Here is an 18261-nt window from a genome sequence, read left to right as displayed (position 1 = left end):
TACGGAAACAACCATACGGTTAATCCCATCGCGCAAATGTTCGTCATGTACTTGATTTGCTTTTCATGGCGCACATTTGGCAGACGGGCTTAAAATTGCTGTCATAGATGATCAGGAAATCATGATGACACCGACTGCAGTAGCGCAATTTCACCATGCCAACTTGAAAAGCCTCAGCAATCACCCAAGCCTCGGTGAAATTGGCCGGCCTGATTTTACCGAAAGGTCGTCGTTCACGGATATGACCTGGAAAGGTTTTACAAAAATAATCCCAGGCAAACATCACAGCATTAATGTCTATGCCGGTTTTTACGTTACGCAGACTGGCACAACGATAAATGGACACAAATAATGCCATGTATAAGAAAGTTTCGCGGGCCTGCGTGATCATCTCGAGGCTAGGGATTTTCCCGGGCAGAGGCCTTTCTCGGTGTAACTTATAGAAAATATGCTGTAAATCCTTGTCGCGCAGACATGTAATGACTTTTTTGACGATCGATGTGCGCAATTTTCGCTTTAGCAATTCATATAACAACCAATGCTCATACCACTGCATTTGGTAAGGGTGCGACTGCCTCACGCTGGGCCATCCTGGGCAAGTATCATTAGTAACTCTTTGGCCCGGTGTTCTGGAGACTCTGAAGCAAATGCTTGTGTTTCCATAAATTCTCGCCAGTGACTGGGATTGAAGCGAGGGCAAAATTTTAGATAGTCGCTTCCAGCCAATGCTTTCATCTGCTTGGTTGTCATGTTGCGGAGTATTTCAATGGCTTCTGCCGGCAAACCAAGATAAAACTGGGCTTTATGTGCATCGCCAGTTGCGATCATCTCTTTGGCCACTAGCAAATAATCCAGGTTAAGGTTATACAGATTATCGTCCATTGAGATGACGTGCCTAAATGACCGATCTGATAAGCTCAGCTACGGTAATGACTTTTTTGCCATACTCGATAGCGGCAGGAATATTCTTCCAGTGGTAATAACGCCCGATACCCAAGGCGGGGTTATCCGGCGCCGATTGAATCGCTTTGGCAAGCAACCCTGCGCCTATCTCGAGGTTAGTAGTTGGATCAAGCAACTGTTCGGGTTTGTCCACTCGATGTCCATGCCAACGTAGATTGACTTGCATCATGCCGATGTCGACATTTCGATCTCCATCTTTCAGCAGCTTTTTAAGCTGGGTAATGGCGTCTTGTTTATTACTTGAAATGATGGCTTTGCCGGCATGATTGAGCGCCCAGGGCCAGGGTGTTACTTGGTTTTTTTGATGATCATTTCTCGATTCTATTAACGCTACTGCGTACAAGATGTAGGGATCCAGTTGATGCCGTGCAGCGACTTGCCCCCATACTGTGTTTATCAATGAAGGTTTGGCAGAAAAGACGCTGGCCGATCGTACATGCATCTGGTTTTCGGCCGCCCAAATTAACTCGGCGTAAACACTAGACATCAAGCCTAGTAATAAAGCGATATGACTGGGTATAAGTGGTAATGGTCTGCGCCGACTTTGTACGGGTAAGCATTTGAGTTGACTCAACATGGCACACTCTCAATTAAATTAACATCAATGAAAGTGTAAAACCTGCTGCTGAAGAAAACTGGTTTGAAAAATCACCCTTAGGGTCGATATTCGTGGAGTATGGACAAAATGTACTTTGGGCATCAGCCATAGATATAGCATTGGCACCCGTTGTCGATTTCCATCTGATCAAAGCAATAGCATGACAATAAATCTCCTTAAACAACCATTAGGAGTTCGTCATGAATCAAGAAAACCCAAGCCATCGGCATACGCCCTGGAACAAGGGCAAGTTGATTGGTCAGAAATCGCCTCTAAAATTGAAGGAAATTTGGGCCATACGTATTCGTTTACAGATGGACAAAAACACGCGCGAGCTTGCGTTGTTCAACCTGGCCATCGATAGCAAATTACGAGGTTGCGATTTGGTCAAGCTCAAGGTCTGCGATATTGCTCAGGCAGGTCGAGTATCATCTCGCTCAATCATAATGCAGCAGAAAACACATAGACCTGTTCAATTTGAGATAACCGAACAAACCAGAGACTCATTAGCAAACTGGATTAGCCAGGCTCAATTGAAATCCGATGAATATCTTTTCCCTAGTCGAATTCATGAATCACCACACATTTCAACCCGGCAATATGCTCGCATTGTTGAGCACTGGGTGACATCGATCGGTCTTGATCCAGCAGCATACGGAACCCATACGATGCGCCGGACAAAGGCAACCTTGATTTACCGTCGGACAAAAAACTTGCGGGCTGTCCAACTATTGTTGGGTCATTCGAAGCTTGAAAGTACTGTACGGTATCTTGGAATAGAGGTTGATGACGCACTAGAAATTTCAGAGCAGACTGAAATTTAGCGCTTTTTGATGAGGTAGCAGTCGTGTATTTTTGACTGCTACCAATTTTGGGTGACCTAATTCCGACCTATTTTGTCGGTCGCGTTGCATCAACACGTTTTATATCTAGCGGGCGGAGTAACTGTTTTTATACAAAGAGTTGGAAATCCAGTGAAGCAGCGAAATGGCAGCTTTTTGGCGAGCAATCTTGCATCGTCTTCGGCTCTACCCGGCCAATACCCGTCAGACGAAACAAAAGTCCCAATGGCAAATGTCCAGCCAAAAGCAGGCATAGGGTGTAGCCATTTTAATACGATTACGCGTTGCTAATCGCACGGATGTAAGGCTTTCGTTCCTCCGATTACGCTTCGCTAATCGGAGCTACGCGGGCTTGTTAGGCCTATAGCAATGAGCAATTTTTTCAGGAACGACATGCATGCATTCAATCCTCCAAATTGCGCACGAAGGTATAAGCACCTGAGCCCTGTTTCATCCGATACAGAACGGCCGGCCGGCCGCCCTCCGAGCGTTTTTCGCCGGTATCGATCAATAGTTCCGCCTGTTCGATACGGCGACGGAAAGATTTTTTCTGCAACGGTTTTCCTATCAAAATTTCGTGCAGGTGTTGGAGTTCCGGTAGTGTGAATGTTTCCGGTAATGCATAGGCCGGTACGATCGAATACAGTGCCTTTTGCCGCATACGTTCCCGTGCCAGTTTAATGATGGCCAGATGATCGAAGGCTAACTCCATATTGTTGACCACATCCAGAGAAAGCCATTGCGCATCGGCCACCGTGTCGATGTGGGCTTCGCAGTCCTGATACGCCATCAATGCAGTATAGACAGCCGTTACCGACCAGCCTCGCTTGTCCCGCCCGGCATTGCCAATGCTTTGCAACTGCTCCAGATAGGGCGGATCGATACCGGTCTTCTCCTTGAGTTTGCGTAACACCGTCTCTTCCAGGGTCTTGTCCCGCTCCAAGTCGACGAAACCGCCCGGCAAACCCCATTTGCCCCGGTCGGGGTGGTTCGAGCGCTGGACCAATAATACTTTCAGGTTTTCTTCATGATAGGTAAACAGCACAGCATCGACAGTCAGCAGTGGGCTTGCATATTGGCGTTTATCGTATTCAGCTAAAAACTGTTTTTCATCCATGGTAGCGGTAGGTCTCTCTGACCATTTGATGGCAAATTTTGAGGCAGTAAGCATTATCACAAAATTGGTGTCTTTTTGTCACTTTCGTGCTTGACAATTTAATGTCTTTTAGTCACTATTTTTATTAAGTGACTTTTCGACACAAACAGGAGAAATACCATGTTAGGCATTCAATATTTCAAAGCGGACTCATCAACGTTTGTTATCAAAACCGTTAACGGTAAAGCCCGAAAAAAAGGCAAAGGCTTGAGCTTTTTCTACAATGCTGCCACGGCCTCGATCGCCGCAGTACCGGTCAGTGCTCAGGAAGCTCCATTCATTTTTAAGCTTTTGACGGCAGACTTTCAGTCGGTGACCGTGCAAGGCCAGGTGACATATCGGGTGACTGAACCGGAAAGAATGGCCGAGATGCTGAATTACAGTCTGAAAAACGACGGTCTGACGTATGTCTCGGAAGATCCACTGAAATTGTCGGATAGGGTCATTCGTATCGTGCAATCGATTGTGCAGAACAAAGTACAAGTCACCGGACTACGAGATGCATTGAAACTGGGTCAGACGTTAGTTGCCTTGCTCCGAGAACAGCTTGCCGGGGATTCCCCGTTGGCGGCATTGGGCATCGATTTGCTGGATGTTTCGATCAGCGCCGTGCAGCCGACGCCAGAGACGGCTCGCGCCCTGGAGGCGGAGGCCAGGGAAGCGATTCTGAAGGAGGCGGATGACGCCATCTATGATCGCCGTAAATCCGCAGTCGAACAGGAACGCACGATCAAAGAGGCTGAACTGCAAACCGAGTTATCGGTGCAACAAAAAGAACAGGAAATTGCAGAATCACGGATCCTCAACGAGCGAACCATTCAACGTGGAAAAGTCGAAACTGAACGCGAGCGTTTGCAGGCCGAGATTGCCGCCGAAACACAACGCAAAGAATTGGTCGCTCTGAACAGCGAAAACAGCCGCCAGCAAGCGGATGCGGAAGCCTATGCCATTACGGAACGCATGAAGGCATTCAGGGAGCTGCCGGTGGAAAATCTCAGGGCGATGGCGCTCGCCAAAATGGAACCTGAGCAACTCATGGCCATGGCCTTTGAATCCCTAGCTCAGAATGCCGGCAAGATCGGTGAATTGACCATCACGCCGGATTTGTTCGGTCAAATCATGAAAAAATCGGCGCGGTCATGAGTGAGAATTATCAATACCGCTTTATTCTGGTGGTACGCAAGACGCGGCTGCAGGAGTTAATAGAGCGTTTCAACACCTGGCCGCAAGCTCGGTTTTACCTGGAACACAACCAGGTCGATGTCCAGGATTATCTGGATGAGCACGATCTCTATCAGCGGCGTTTGCAAGAGGCCGAACGGACGCTGAAAGCGCTGGGCCGATTTCAGCTGCTGGAGCGGCGGCTACTGCCCAATTACCAGTTTGGACCCGCCGATATCGTGGTCACCATCGGCCAGGATGGGCTGGTGGCCAATACCCTGAAATATCTCGAAGGTCAGCCGGTCATTGCGATCAACCCCGATCCTGGCCGCTGGGACGGCAAGCTGCTGCCTTTCGAAATCGGGGATTTGCTGTCAGTGGTGACACGTACCATAGCCGGCAAGTCGGCTTGCAAAACCATAGCCTTTGCCGAGGCAAAAACCAATGATGGTCAACGCATGCTGGCAGTCAATGATCTGTTTGTTGGACCGCAAAGCCATACATCCGCCCGGTATCTGCTGTCGTGGAATGGCCGCCAGGAAACTCAATCATCATCCGGTATTATCATTTCTACGGGTTTTGGCTCAACTGGCTGGTTTCAGTCGATCTTGGCTGGGGCATTAGGAGTTTCCGGCAGCGAGTCCCATCCGCTGAAAGATGGTTTTGCTTGGCATGAACAACGTCTGCAATTTACCGTTCGCGAACCGTTTCCGAGTCGGACTACCGGCACCAGCTTGGTTTTCGGCTCTATCACACCCGACACGCCGCTCAAGCTGGAATCACAGATGCCTGAAAACGGTGTGATCTTCTCGGACGGTATCGAAACCGACTACTTGGCATTCAATTCCGGTACGGTGGTGACGATCAATTTGGCGGCGACTCAAGGGCAATTGATTGTTTGAATTTGGAGTTAGACAAATATGTGGGTATTTCAACGAATCCCAGCCGATTCCGAATTGAAACCAGTCTGACGCTCCAAACAAAAACTGCCTTTGGCACCAATGGATTTTTTAGGAATCGAATGCTCGGAATCGGCCATGAGCGGCCACAGCACAATCATTGAGGAATGACTGCAAACTGGCACATTGCCGCCGACGGTTTGGCTTCAGAAATCCAGCGGGCTTTTCGCTTCCTTGATCGTCCGGCTAGGCACGGTATGCGTGTAAATCATGGTCGTTCGCAAATCACTGTGGCCTAATAGTTCTTGAATGGTACGAATATCGACATTGGCTTGCAAAAGGTGACTGGCAAAGCTATGGCGAAACGTATGCGCCGACGCACGCTTGGCAATCCGGCTTCTACGCACGGCCAATTTAATGGCCTGTTGCACATGGGACTCGTGCAAATGCCAACGCCGATATTCCTGACTGGCCGGAACCAACGTGAGCGATTTCGCCGGAAACAACCATTGCCAGGCAAATTCCTTAGCGGCGTTCTTATATTTTGTATCCAGCGATTTAGGCAAGAACACACCGCCAGTCTTCGCTGCCACATCTTGTTCATGCAAGGCGGCGACTCGCTCTACTTGAGCAGCCAATTCGATTGTTAAGACCTCCGGTATGGGTAGCGTTCGATCTTTCTGGCCTTTTCCGTCATGCACTGTCAATACCTGCAGGTCAAAATTTAAATCCTGCACTCGCAGTTTCAGGCACTCGAACAGGCGTAAGCCACAACCGTACAACAACTTGGCGACCAAGTCATAAGGCGGCTCCAACAAACCGATAATTTGATCGACTTCCGTGCGCGATAACACCACTGGAATATAAGGGCGACGCTTAGCCCGTACCACGCCTTCGACTTTTCCGAATTCTTTTAGCAATACGTGTTTGAACAAGAACAGTAACGCATTGAAAGCTTGATTTTGGCTGGAAGCGGCAACCTGCTTATTCATGGCGAGATGGCTCAAAAAACCTTTCACATCGTCCATGTCCAGCAAACGGGCATCTTTGCTTTTCGTGTAGGTTTGAAATTGCTGCAACCAGTAACGGTACGCTTGCCAAGTTTTGTTTGAATAATGACGAACCTTGATAGCGGCTTGCAGTTGTTCGTACACCGTCACCCAACTGGCACCGGTTAACGTTGGCGACTCGTCGACAGGCGAAGGCTTCGGGGTTTCTGGTGCTGATCGAGTTGAAATGGTCTGGTTGACAGGACTCTGATAGGGTTCAGCTAATCGCTTCGATGTTAATGACTGATCAGGTAATGAATCGCTGGAAGGCGTTGATGTTGATTTAATCGCGCCGACCATGCGGTAATAGATGGCTATGGCACGCCGGGCTTGTTGTCGTTGTGTTTCAGACTGACCTTTACTTTGCAACTTTTCGTCAAATGGAGCAAAGCTTGCGGTGAGCTTTGGGTTTGCTCCGTACTTGTTGCAAAAGTCCAGATAAAACCGAAACCACTTGTGAAAATCGCGCCGTTGCTGGTCGGGCACATTGCGCTGATTGAGTTGTGTTTCAAATGCCTGGCTAAGAGATGCGGGAACGGCTAACATGGCAACCTCCAAAGCTGATTTGGATACAGTGTGAATGATATACAGAAAGGAAAAATCCTTGCTAATCACAAATTTATTGGAGCAGCGCAGCTTTTATGGTAGATATACGGAACTATCTAATAACTTGTTAGGGTTTAAAAATGTCATATGATCGAGCTGATTGGCATACTGATACGTGCGCGGAAAAAGGTCTGCCAGAGGAAAACGCCGCTACCCATATTGCAGCCTATGTTCGTTGGTGTATTGAACGAGACCTGATCGCCGAAGAATTTTCAAAGGAAGATTCAGAGGTGCTGGACCAAGTTCGAAAGGGAGGGATATCTGCAGCGAAGTACTTCGATGAGTACATGGATTGGAAATTTGGAGAATGGAATTTAAATGATGTCGGCAACAAATTCACATCAGCGTACTACGAGAGTTACCTTGCAGATCTTGGCACCTTTTTCCCAAACGTCGTTTACGGTGAATGGGAAAGTATCGAATTCGACAGGCTCTCAAGCTTCCTGGATGCTAAGTTCAACGAATTCAAAAACGGAAACCTGAAGATGACTGCTCGGAAAGGGAAGTCTTGGTGGAAATTTTGGTAAACCCTAACCAGCGGGTAAACTTGACCGGCCGAAGCTACGCTCCTTTCGTCGCTACCCTTAAGCCGGCAAGTTACCCTTATCGTTAGGCCCTCCTCAAACAGCCATTCGAGCCAGAGGTAAAACGGTTTATGCACAGCAATATCATCGAGTACTTGAACTCACCGGCACCAAAAGTTTGTGAGCTTGAAGAGTCACCCTTCTTGTGCGAATTCTGGGGACCCGACGAACTGGATACATTTAATCGTGAGTACGAAGTACCGCAGTATGCGCCTGGCTATTTTGGGTTTGCAACCAGCGGAGGCGGCGAGATGTATGCAATCGATCCCGTCGGAAAAGTCGTGTGCTTGCCCTTTATAGGAATGGAGCCATCCGCAGCACTTGTGATCGCCAATGATTGGCCAACTTTCGTCGCAAAACTGCGTCCCATACAAATCTAAATATGGCAACTTTCAAGCACACCAACCGATGTGCCTTCGCTCCCCAGCCTAACTGTGGGTTCAACGCGGACGCCAACATAGGCCATGCCTTCGGCATTTTCATGGCCTATGTTGGTGCCCTCCAGCCTTCGGCTTCCGGCGCCGGTTAACCAGGGCGTTATGCCCTTCTCTCAAAACAGCTTGTCAGTTATTAACGCTTGACGTTATTATCGTGTTGCGTCATTATTAAACCATGATCATATCATTCAAGTGTAAGGATACCGAGAAGCTGGCAAGCGGTCATCGCGTCGGACGGTTCGTCAATTTTGAGCGCATTGCTTTAAGGAAAATCCGACAGCTTCAGGCCGCAAGTCGGCTAGATGATCTTAAGGTTCCGCCCGGAAATATGTTGGAGTCGTTGTCTGGCGATCGTCGAGGCCAGTACAGCATCCGAATCAACAAACAGTTCCGGGTGTGCTTCCGCTGGACCACAGCGGGTGCGGAAGACGTCGAAATTGTTGATTACCACTAGGAGTTAAGTCATGCGAAACATTGATGCCGTAACGCCAGGCGAGTTACTGAAGGAGGAGTTTCTTGAGGCGATGGGTATTTCTCAATATCGCCTTGCTAAAGAAATAGGGGTTCCCGCTCAGAGAATTAGCCAGATTATTGCCGGAAAGCGTTCGATAACCGCAGACACTGACCTGCGGCTCTGTCGGTTCTTTGGTTTGTCTAAGGGCTATTGGTTGCGGGCTCAGGCGGCTTATGACACTGAGATTGCGGAAGATGCCCTTGAGGACCAGTTAAAGAATATTCGCCCCTGGAATTCTGTTTCAGAGTTGGGGCATAGGGCATAACCAGGCGCTTCACCCGACCCAAAACCGCGATGCGGTTTTCGTCGGGTGAGCTTGTTGTTAGGCTTGGGATAGACTGCACACCCTTCACCCCTTCCGTTTCACCCTTTCTTGTCTCATGGATTGCAGTTATCAATAGCTGTGTTACTGGGCACCGCTGCCGGTGTCTGAGCCAGTGCATGTAATTACAGGGTACTGTGTTACTAAGCGACGTACCCCTTTGTCTTACCGATTTCCGTACTTAAGTGTCCTTTATATCTAGTCTAGGGACGGCGGCTCCGCCACCGTGCGCCGCTGAGCGCTCGCACCGGTGGCGGGATCGCCTCTCTTAAAACCCCTTTGGTCTACATGAAGGCCGTGCTTGATTGGAGGACGCAGGTGAGTGATTCGCTTCGCTCAGGGACAGCATGCTGACGCATGTCCCCGTGTCAGGACGGCTGACACGTCTTGGAAGCTTTGATGATACGAGGCCAGGCCGCTAGCCTAACCTTGACGTTCAAGGGGACGTAAGATGCATTGCAGCAGCTCGCAAGGCCGTTTACGATGTCGCTGTCGGGGCTAGCCGCCCCTTAACTCAGCGTTATGTGCTAGAAAGGAGTAATCGTGAAATCTGAATATCAGCTATTTGTTTGTGATATCTCTGGCGAACATGAGCCAGTTGCATCATTTGTTTCAGATACTCCTTTCCCTAATCTATTTGTTGGGCAAAGATTTGATGATCATGGTTGGAGAAGGTTGCGTGGTGTTGGTCAGTTGGCATCAGAAAACAACCCAATTCGCTATTTGGTGCATTCAATCAAGACAACCATATTTATGGAAAACGAAATCAATATTATTCAGTCATGGGTAAATCTGGAGCCTTATGATGGTGATAGATCCCCAGCATTTGGCAATACTGAACCTACAATGAGTTCTAAAGAGGCCCTTTCATAGTGGTCGCACATAACAATCAGCTCAAGCGGGACTGGTTTTCCGCTACGCTCCAAACCAGCCCCTTAGCTGGGCGTTATACGGCTAATTTCTTCGCCATGTTTAACCCATCAATCAATTCGTCGATTTTTCTGAGCGGTATCCTGACGTAGCTGTCTAATATATAGATTTCAATGGTTTTCGTACCTTTAAATGTCTGCGTTTCTGGATTTACTGGGTAAATTTCCATGTCGCTGTCCATAGATACCAATTTATCGTTTTCGCGGTCGTAATGCATTTTTCCATCCTGCCGCATAACACGGCACTCAAGGCGACGCCGGGAAGCGTCGCGGTTTTGTTTAAAATTTGTCTGCGGCGCGCCTTAGTTCAGCGTTATGTTTCTTGAGCATATGGAATCTGAAGAGTTGTCAGTCAATGGCGAATGGCCTGACTTAAAGACAAAGGTTATTGAAAAGCTCATAGCTCAGGAATATTGGTATCAAGGTAAACTCGAAGAAGCTGCTAACGTAATCTGGCTAAAAATATCGGGCAAATGGTATAGGCTCTATTTTGACTACGGAATAGTTTTTTGGAGGGAATCAAATGAAAGCCCTCATTACGTTAAGCCAGAAGCCGGTGAGGATTATGATTACCCTCTGAATGATCTAACTGAAAAATACAATTTGTCCGGAAAATCAATTGAATCCTGTGAAGGGTCAGTAATAATAGGCGGCTCACAAGTAGTGTTCAAATTTGAAAATAGCAAAATTATAAGATTCAAGAATATATATGACTCTACATCAATCGAAACATAACACATCGCTTCACCCGACCAAAAACCGCGATGCGGTTTTAGTCGGGTGAGCTGGGCGTTGAATGGCTGCTATTTGAAGCCCTCCCGACATTGAGCGCAATGCTGCGAATGTCAACAAGGGGTCGGTTGGGTACAGTGACGAACGGCAGCTTTCGGGTATCGGAATTCAATGACGGCTTCCGGGCGATGAATTTGATAAGGTGACAGTCGTCAGCCGACCCCTTGCGGACAATGAAAATTAATTTGGAATGGCAAGAAAAGGCAAATAAGCTGTCGTTCAATTAATTGAATGTCATCACGCATAGCTACTGGTTTGTAAAAAATGAGCTAGGTCGATTTGACGATTCTTGAACCTTTTTGATCATTGAAACAAGTCACTGAAAATCCGCCTAGACCTCGATTCTGCTCTCCAATCAAAATTAACGCTTAATATCCTAAATTTTAAATTTCAATAAATCAGTTTTGCTAATGACTTGTGCGCAAACTCCATGTGCATAAGCTTTTAACCAGTGTTGCCCTGATGAACCGCTGAGCGCTGCTAAAACTGGGATACGGTAAGGTTCTGCAACTCGAATCCGATACACACAATCGGTAATCGGCAAATGTCCGTGACTAACTAAACCCACATGTCCGATACAGCGCTTGCCAACCCTGGCCAGTAATAAGTCCCCTTGTGCAGCAATTAATCCAGTCGCTGAAAGAGGCGCGGAAGGCAAATCAATATAATGACCATGATGCCGGAAATGGCTAGTGTGAAAATATTCCACGCCAGCTCGTTCATAGTCATTTTTCGTCGATAGGCCCCGTTTAATTTCAGCGCCTAATTCAGCCAAGGTTAAACCGATTAAAGATGTTGAGGATTTTGTATCTTGTTGTTGCCAGTTCCAAAATTGAAAATCCATACGTTTAACCAAGTCAGCGGAATTGACTTGAATAGATTCAACGATAGTTCCGTCCCTATCGGCGCGATGAAGCGCCAGTGTACGAGTGGTCGTGCCGTGTTTGCGCACAACCAAGATATGGGTTCGTGCTTCAGTATGATGAAAAATATGTTCCGGCAATTGGATAATGCTGCACAGTTGATGTTGGCTTAGTAAATCCTCACGTAACAGCTGAAAACAATGATTCGTTAATAAGCCATCCGGCACGATAATGCCCAATTCACCCTGGTTTTTCAGTAAACGCAGGTTTTGCGCCAAAAAAACCAAGTCGGTTGAAAGTGTTGAGAACTGCAAGCAACTGGGTAAATTTGCTTCGGTAAATAAGGAATGAAATTTAGCCTGATTAGCAAACTGTAGATAAGGTGGATTACAAACCGCTACATCCATACTACTGGCTTCCAACCCCAACGTCTGCTCTAAATGCAAATCAAGCCCATCCAAACGCTGACTGTTGATACCCGGAAAACGCATCCGTAAAAAAGCATGTCCTTGGCCGTGGGGTTCAACCGCATGCAGTAATGCATTTGGCCAACGCCGGCGGGCAGCGATAAGCAAAGCTCCATGACCCGCTCCTAAATCCAGTATGTGTTCAGGTTGATGGGTCTGGAGTTGGGAAATCAGTAGATCGGATACCCGATTACGCGTGTAATAACAACCGGGCTCATGCATTTTGATTCAACAAACCATTACAGTTATACCAATAGCCGTGGGCAATACCTTCGGTGCATCCCTCACGAGGTGAAGGAAAGTCATACAGAATACGAATGCGCATTTGATCGGCCGGTTTCAACGATAAATAAAACAATAGAAAACCCAATAACATCGGCTTGGGGCCTTGCGGCACCACATCAAATACAGAATCAGTGTTAAAGCGATCTATAAAAAACTGCCGGATATTGTCGGGATAACGTGCATCTACACGATGAACATTCTTCTGCGGTATGTGTTTAATCCAAGGATTCGCACTTTCTGCTATTTCTACACCATTATTAAAATAAGGCGGATCACCGATGATAGCGTGAATATACTGCATATCCCAATCATATTTTTCTTTAAAAAAATATTCGGCGCGCCCCTTATCGAACCCTAATAGTAAATAGTGTGCCGTTGTGCTGTTACGAATGGAAAAACTAGGATGAAAAGTAACATAACCTCTAGGCTGGGCAATTTCAAGTAATTCGAGTCTATCTTCAGGTTTTTTGCCATAACTGGCCGGCACCAAATATAAACCAAACAGATTATCGACCCGTTTGTCTATTAAACACGGCACTATATTCAGAATAATGTCAAGATCCATACTGGTTAAGTCCAGAACTATGTTTAACGGCTTTTCAGGTAGTACTTGATCAAGTTGTTGTGTGAATTGCAAGGGGCCTTCACAATCGATTTCGCTGCCATTGCAGTGAAACTGATAATCATAGTGACGTTTACTTTTGCGATTGATGCCGATTTTTATACAATCGGGTAATTTTGAAAACTGTTCCAATACCTTTTTACAACGATCTTCCTTATTACTGACAGCTCCACCATAAATCAATACATTCCAAGACTGTTGATCTAATAAACTTTGCCAATCGGATGTGCTGTTATTAAATACCTGAGTGATCTTCATCGAGCAAACTGGTTTGATTAGTAGAAGTAATATTTTTTATGTGACAGTATTTCCGTTCAACTAGATTAACAATTTTTTTCCATGCCTCATCATCGCCAAAAACAATATCCTGAAGTTCATTAGCCGTTAATTTAAGCATTTTTTTTCGACGCCAGGAAATATCAAACTTTGGCGTATAGCGTGGATGCAACTGCCAAGCATCTTTTTGTTGGTCCGATTTACTTTTTTGTTTATTACCCGGCAACCAGCGCAAAATCGCCTCTATACGGCAATTTTTAATAAAATCATCTAATTCCTTAGATATATCACCATTAATTGAAAAATGATTAATTTCCGGCTCGCCTTGTCGCGGGCCTTTGTGAATGATTTCAAATAATCGGCCTAAACGCTCGACAAAACGATAAAAATCATGGTCATTGCGGCGGTCTCGTAAACCACGTAAATAAGTATCGGATTGTTTGTGTATCGCTGCCGATTGAATCTCAATACTAATAGGCAAATTTAATTGAAGGTCGCTGGCCTGCCATTCCTCAATAATGGCATAGCATAAATCTAACGCCACGCGGGTGTTATTACCCGCCACGCCAACGATTTGCTCAAATCCCGCATAAGTTTTCGACTTTTTATATATGCTGCATAACCAATATAACGCCCCACGATGATAATTGTGATACCAGTCTTTAGCGGTCTCATTATTGGCATTAAAAGCGCTAATAATCTGCTCAACCCGTTTACCTTGATTGAGTAATACCACCGCAACGGCTTGGCGTAGCAGATTATTTTCATCATCCATCCAGTCCAGTAAAGGTTGACTGACTTGCAGGCCATATTGTTTTTCCAGCCATTTCTTGAGAGGCGCATTGCCGCGCTTATCGGCGATTAAGATTGCTTCATCTTCTGCATTCAAGCGAGCAAATAAGTTTTCGGTATCCAAACAACCTCGAGATTTAAAATAGACAGAATCTTGCAAGTGTCTACAAATAATTTTTTCGACGTGCTCTTTGAAATCATGAAAATCTAATTTTTCATCCATTGAATAGGCGCGATAGTCATGGGTGTCTTCAATCGACTGACCGGTTGCACGCGTCTCATATGTCCGAAAACCATCATTGCGGGCCAGTAACTTATAAGTTACCCGATCCGATTCTTTAACCTGTTTTACTCGGGTATTGATAACGCGCTGCTGGTAAGCATGAAAGTTTTCGTACTCGTCAATAAACACAGTAAAATAACATCCCCTAAAGTTGTTATTTCTTTTTAGCTCCTCTGCCAGTAGCTTTATTAGTATGTTGTCTTGTAGTAAGAAAGGCTGGGGGGCCCTAGCTGGATTGTTAATATAACGCCGCATATCAGACAAAGAGCTTTCAATTAACTCCAGCATTTCAGCATAATTTTGAGCAGGTGTTTCAATTGCCATTTCACGAGATAAAACAGTAAATAGCTTTTTGACATCGCACCAAGATTCAACTCCGCCTAATGTCTCCAAGGCATCTAAGGCTTTTCTTAAAACCAGTAGATCAAAGAACTGCCCAAACAAATCGTTAAAAGTGTCAATCAAACCTTTATCTTTAGTATTGAAAGTATTCAACAAATCAACATCCAATCTAAACCATAAGCCAATTGGCTTGTTATTCAATTCGATTATGCTTGATATATTCTTTTGTTTTAATTGGTAGGCCAAGGTTTCAAACGAAAACCAACGAGCCAGCATGGTTTTACCCGTGCCGCGAGAGCCAAATAACACGGTTGGCATGAACTGTTGCATCGCATGGCTAATGTTGTTGCCCGGATCAACAAAATAATTGACCACAGACTTAGGCTCCCAATATTCAATACGAATTGCAGGAAATGGATTGATGGATGTTGGATTGATAGAGTTGGTGACCTCTACTTCTCTTTTTACAGAAGAATGATCCTCAGAATTTGATAGTTTATTATAAATCGCATTTAGCTCAGAAGTATAACTATCCATATATCGATCACTATTTAGATACTTTTTATTCTCCCGAACTAATATTTTCTCAGTCAAGGCAAGTTTATGGCGATAAGGGATGTATGCATCAATACCCTCTAATTCAGGCCATTCAAAAAAAATTTCATTGATGCGCAGTTCAATTTCGCTAGGGGCATCTGCGGGAACGGGCGAAAAAACTACATAGATATTTTTTTTGCCGTATTGTTCTATGAGTTGCTGATTTAGCAAAGTTTTCGCTGCCAACTTGCTGCCTTCAATATTCTGCCTGTTGAGGCTGCTGACCAGCACCACGCTATCAGCCAGCGAAAAAGTGCTGACAAAAAATACTTCACTCATGCCGGTGCGCGAGTCGATTAATACATAGTCGTAACCGGCCTCGCGGATTTCATCTTTTAAATATTGTAAAAAATCCTCGCCGTTATATTGGGTATAAAACTGCTCCCAGTTCCAGTCAGCTAACTGGCTTTGAAATTCGTTGTTGACGGCTTGTGAAACAGGCAATAAATCGATGCTGCCGTTGCCGCGAATAAAGGCTTGCTCGCCATCGGCATGAGCGGAAATATCTCGATCAAAAACCGAGCTGCGGCGAATATAACGTTCCAATTCAATAAAAAAAACACCATCCTTATCCAGTGCTTTTTTACGCTCACAAAGCATTTCCAGCAAACCGGGCTTATCTTCATCAATGGTCGATAATCCTTCATTAAATAATTCGGTTTTATGCTGACCTGGCGCCTCCATATCCATATCCATGATTAGCACTTTACGACCATTAAAAGCCATTAAATAGGCAATATTGGCTAAGGTTAAGCTACGCCCAGTACCGCCCTTGTAGGAATAAAAGCAAATAAAACGAGTCCGCTTCATATTATGCCGCCATTTTCAATTGCGACCAGGGAGGGGTTTTCTTCGGGTTGTTTTTTGAATTTTTATTATCCAACTCATCCACGGCGGCCTTTATTTTCCAACCTAGACCCTTCAGTGGAGTAAGAATTTTTTCAACATAACTCAACAAATTATTAGCGCGAGCAATGGCAAGGGCTGAATTAAGTTTTGCAATCAATTCATGTTGTCTTTCACTGACTTCATCACAAAAATAAAAGCTAGTCATGATGTAGTAATTCAGTTTTTCACAGAGTTGCTGGTCTTTAATAAAATAGGTAATTAACAGATTCCAGCTTTTTTGGTCTAAAAGTTCAATATAATTAACAATCAGCGTAATTACAGATATTAATGAATTATTTTGTGCAGCTAGCGGTATCAGTGTGTGCAACTGATTTTGCCAAAAAAATATTATCTCGGATTTTGGCAACCATTCCCATCGACTCATTAGCAATAACGCGTAGTAATTCATATCGAGCCTTTTCTGAGTGACGGGTGGGTGCCATGTAATTTCTTCCTTCGTAAAAAAAGGTTGCCATCTGAATGACTTCGCAGCAGAAAAGCCCAATCTGCAATAAAGCAATACTGTACTTTTGAATAAAATACTATTTTCAGATGCCCAAGCAGTTTTTGATAGCGAAATTAATGTATTCCAAAACCAAGTTTTCTGCTCATCATTCAGATAGTGATACAGTGTAAAAATTATATCTTCTTTATGTTCGTCGGCTTGGTAGTGAGCACAAACTGCATATTCCTGCTCTTCGGTTAGGCTAAGTCGCTGCAGGAGGTACGAATGAAGTATCTCTTCACTTTGTGCGTAGTGGAGCAGTTGGTCCTTGTTCATGAGCGTGCGTTCTCGATTTGTTCTGCGCTAAAGAGGATGAACTCTTGGGTGAACTCGCCAAGATTAATGTCGGTCTGCATTGTTAAAAGCTGTACATCGTCCAACTCCAGTAACGCATCAAAATAGCTGACCCATTCCTTATAACCCTGTTGGCCTGTTGCCAAGTCTCTAGTATATCCGTGGTGTAAATATCCAGGTGACGCATCAAAATAAAATGCCATACCGGCATCCAATAAGGTTGGTTTGTAGATGTCATTGGCGCGAACGGTTAGAGATAAAATCAACTCGCCTTGCTGAATCTGTCTCCAGTGGTAAAGACCAAGTTTTTGAGCAGTGCTATGTATTGGCTCGGCAGGGATATGTGGCTCGCTGAGCCAAAGTAACCGTCCAGCACATTTTTGTTGATACTCATCCCAAGCCGGTTTGAAGTAGGATGTTCTTATCGCTTGATTGGTTGATGCGAGCAGACGAGGGCTAATAGCAATGCCTGTTTTTCCAGCCAGCTGATCAAATTTCATTATGCATTTAAGCGTAGTTCCATTCGTTTTCGATTGCGAATGCGCTTGCTGCCGACACTCGTTAATCAGTGTTCGTCCTTCAGCATTTCCGTATAGAGGTGAAGAAGGGCTATCTTCATTTTCTTTTATCTCGTGACACAGCGAATAAGTTTGCAAACGATCACAGATAAAAGGATATATCGATTGCGTGTTATGTTTGTTTTGATATTGAAGCGCCATTTTCAATTGCTCTTCATCTTTCAGATCGCCTGATTGATGTGCTTGCTGAATTTGATTTATATAATCCCAAACCATCATCTATTCCATGCTAGGTTTTTGAAGCAACTGCTTGTTATTTTTGGTTTTTAGAGTAGCAGAGTCAGAGTCATTTTCATAGGTTTGTCTTTGGCATTACCGCTCTGAAAATTTTGCTAATACCCTTCGTGGAGAATAGATAAACCGAATGACTGGTATACGTTCAGCAGCTGTCCGCCAAATGTAAAGCTTGTTGTCTGCTTTTGGCCGTTTGGGGAGCCTTTCAACGACTGCTTTATAGCCCCCAATTCCCAAAGGCCCAGGGACTGGCTATTTGGGCGCTTTTGGAGAAACTCGATAGGTAAAATCAGTTGCATTAACGTTGAGACCTCAGTCCGATAATACAACCTGCAGGGCATGGCGCGCAGTTCTTTAAATCTGCTGCATTAGAGAATTGCTGG

At 45.3% G+C, this 18261-nt stretch carries 19 protein-coding genes and 1 pseudogene; 9 read left to right on the top strand and 11 right to left on the bottom strand.

Annotated features, from left to right (window positions below; translation table 11 throughout):
• Positions 1 to 43 precede the first annotated feature (43 nt).
• The 3 genes from ACW73I_RS00200 to ACW73I_RS00190 are packed head-to-tail and all read right to left on the bottom strand — an operon-like array spanning position 44 to position 1405.
• Entirely contained in the window at positions 44 to 556 is a 513-nt protein-coding gene (locus ACW73I_RS00200) for a FlhC family transcriptional regulator (protein WP_458027462.1), read from the bottom strand.
• Positions 557 to 576: 20 nt separating this feature from the next.
• Positions 577 to 882: a flagellar transcriptional regulator FlhD gene (locus tag ACW73I_RS00195; RefSeq protein WP_458027177.1), complete on the bottom strand. Its 306-nt coding sequence runs from the start codon at positions 880 to 882 to the stop codon at positions 577 to 579.
• A 13-nt stretch (positions 883 to 895) separates the two neighbouring features.
• Positions 896 to 1405: a transglycosylase SLT domain-containing protein gene (locus ACW73I_RS00190; protein ID WP_458027176.1), complete on the bottom strand. Its 510-nt coding sequence runs from the start codon at positions 1403 to 1405 to the stop codon at positions 896 to 898.
• Positions 1406 to 1761: 356 nt separating this feature from the next.
• Here ACW73I_RS00190 and ACW73I_RS00185 point away from each other — a divergent pair, with 356 nt between their 5' ends.
• The gene (locus ACW73I_RS00185) at positions 1762 to 2385 is read left to right on the top strand and encodes a tyrosine-type recombinase/integrase (RefSeq protein ID WP_458027175.1); all 624 of its coding nucleotides are present in this window, start codon (positions 1762 to 1764) and stop codon (positions 2383 to 2385) included.
• A 421-nt stretch (positions 2386 to 2806) separates the two neighbouring features.
• Here ACW73I_RS00185 and ACW73I_RS00180 read toward each other — a convergent pair whose 3' ends face one another.
• Positions 2807 to 3520: an NUDIX hydrolase gene (locus ACW73I_RS00180; RefSeq protein WP_255187122.1), complete on the bottom strand. Its 714-nt coding sequence runs from the start codon at positions 3518 to 3520 to the stop codon at positions 2807 to 2809.
• A 159-nt stretch (positions 3521 to 3679) separates the two neighbouring features.
• Here ACW73I_RS00180 and ACW73I_RS00175 point away from each other — a divergent pair, with 159 nt between their 5' ends.
• Both ACW73I_RS00175 and ACW73I_RS00170 read left to right on the top strand, forming a co-directional pair.
• Positions 3680 to 4702 (top strand): SPFH domain-containing protein, encoded by a 1023-nt coding sequence (locus tag ACW73I_RS00175; protein WP_255187123.1) that lies wholly within the window; start codon positions 3680 to 3682, stop codon positions 4700 to 4702.
• Positions 4699 to 5622 (top strand): diacylglycerol kinase catalytic domain-containing protein, encoded by a 924-nt coding sequence (locus tag ACW73I_RS00170; protein WP_255187124.1) that lies wholly within the window; start codon positions 4699 to 4701, stop codon positions 5620 to 5622. The genes ACW73I_RS00175 and ACW73I_RS00170 overlap by 4 nt, the downstream gene beginning before the upstream one ends.
• A 203-nt stretch (positions 5623 to 5825) precedes the next feature.
• Here ACW73I_RS00170 and ACW73I_RS00165 read toward each other — a convergent pair whose 3' ends face one another.
• Positions 5826 to 7214, bottom strand: coding sequence for an integron integrase (locus ACW73I_RS00165; RefSeq protein ID WP_458027174.1), 1389 nt, complete (start codon positions 7212 to 7214; stop codon positions 5826 to 5828).
• Between the two features lie 140 nt (positions 7215 to 7354).
• On the opposite strand from ACW73I_RS00165, the gene ACW73I_RS00160 reads away from it, so the two are divergent.
• The 5 genes and pseudogenes from ACW73I_RS00160 (at position 7355) to ACW73I_RS00140 (ending at position 10004) form a co-directional block, all read left to right on the top strand.
• Positions 7355 to 7801, top strand: a complete 447-nt coding sequence (locus ACW73I_RS00160) for a DUF7832 domain-containing protein (RefSeq protein WP_458027173.1) — start codon at positions 7355 to 7357, stop codon at positions 7799 to 7801.
• 113 nt (positions 7802 to 7914) lie between these two features.
• Positions 7915 to 8238 (top strand): annotated as a pseudogene (locus tag ACW73I_RS00155) (hypothetical protein); the annotation flags it as partial.
• A 232-nt stretch (positions 8239 to 8470) separates the two neighbouring features.
• Positions 8471 to 8749, top strand: coding sequence for a type II toxin-antitoxin system RelE/ParE family toxin (locus tag ACW73I_RS00150; protein ID WP_458027172.1), 279 nt, complete (start codon positions 8471 to 8473; stop codon positions 8747 to 8749).
• A gap of 10 nt (positions 8750 to 8759) precedes the next feature.
• On the top strand, positions 8760 to 9074 hold the full coding sequence (locus ACW73I_RS00145; RefSeq protein WP_458027171.1) for a HigA family addiction module antitoxin: 315 nt from the start codon (positions 8760 to 8762) through the stop codon (positions 9072 to 9074).
• Positions 9075 to 9674: 600 nt separating this feature from the next.
• Positions 9675 to 10004, top strand: coding sequence for a hypothetical protein (locus tag ACW73I_RS00140; RefSeq protein WP_445369491.1), 330 nt, complete (start codon positions 9675 to 9677; stop codon positions 10002 to 10004).
• A gap of 73 nt (positions 10005 to 10077) precedes the next feature.
• Here ACW73I_RS00140 and ACW73I_RS00135 read toward each other — a convergent pair whose 3' ends face one another.
• Entirely contained in the window at positions 10078 to 10278 is a 201-nt protein-coding gene (locus tag ACW73I_RS00135) for a hypothetical protein (RefSeq protein WP_458027170.1), read from the bottom strand.
• Between the two features lie 112 nt (positions 10279 to 10390).
• Here ACW73I_RS00135 and ACW73I_RS00130 point away from each other — a divergent pair, with 112 nt between their 5' ends.
• Positions 10391 to 10795, top strand: coding sequence for a hypothetical protein (locus ACW73I_RS00130; RefSeq protein WP_458027169.1), 405 nt, complete (start codon positions 10391 to 10393; stop codon positions 10793 to 10795).
• A 433-nt stretch (positions 10796 to 11228) separates the two neighbouring features.
• Here ACW73I_RS00130 and ACW73I_RS00125 read toward each other — a convergent pair whose 3' ends face one another.
• The 5 genes from ACW73I_RS00125 to ACW73I_RS00105 are packed head-to-tail and all read right to left on the bottom strand — an operon-like array spanning position 11229 to position 17863.
• Positions 11229 to 12404, bottom strand: coding sequence for an N-6 DNA methylase (locus ACW73I_RS00125; RefSeq protein ID WP_458027168.1), 1176 nt, complete (start codon positions 12402 to 12404; stop codon positions 11229 to 11231).
• A complete protein-coding gene (locus ACW73I_RS00120; protein ID WP_458027167.1) occupies positions 12397 to 13347 on the bottom strand; it encodes a hypothetical protein in 951 nt (316 codons plus the stop codon). The genes ACW73I_RS00125 and ACW73I_RS00120 overlap by 8 nt, the downstream gene beginning before the upstream one ends.
• On the bottom strand, positions 13325 to 16189 hold the full coding sequence (locus ACW73I_RS00115) for a tyrosine-protein kinase family protein (protein ID WP_458027166.1): 2865 nt from the start codon (positions 16187 to 16189) through the stop codon (positions 13325 to 13327). The genes ACW73I_RS00120 and ACW73I_RS00115 overlap by 23 nt, the downstream gene beginning before the upstream one ends.
• A 1-nt stretch (position 16190) precedes the next feature.
• Positions 16191 to 17048 carry a hypothetical protein gene (locus tag ACW73I_RS00110; protein WP_458027165.1) on the bottom strand — a complete coding sequence of 286 codons (858 nt, stop codon included), beginning with the start codon at positions 17046 to 17048 and terminating at the stop codon, positions 16191 to 16193.
• Positions 17045 to 17863, bottom strand: a complete 819-nt coding sequence (locus tag ACW73I_RS00105; protein WP_458027164.1) for a hypothetical protein — start codon at positions 17861 to 17863, stop codon at positions 17045 to 17047. Before ACW73I_RS00105 ends, ACW73I_RS00110 begins: the two co-directional genes overlap by 4 nt.
• Positions 17864 to 18261: the final 398 nt, after the last annotated feature.

This window comes from Methylomonas sp. MgM2, from assembly GCF_054172045.1.
Note: the sequence above shows the minus strand (reverse complement) of the source record. Positions and strands in the feature narration are given on the sequence as shown.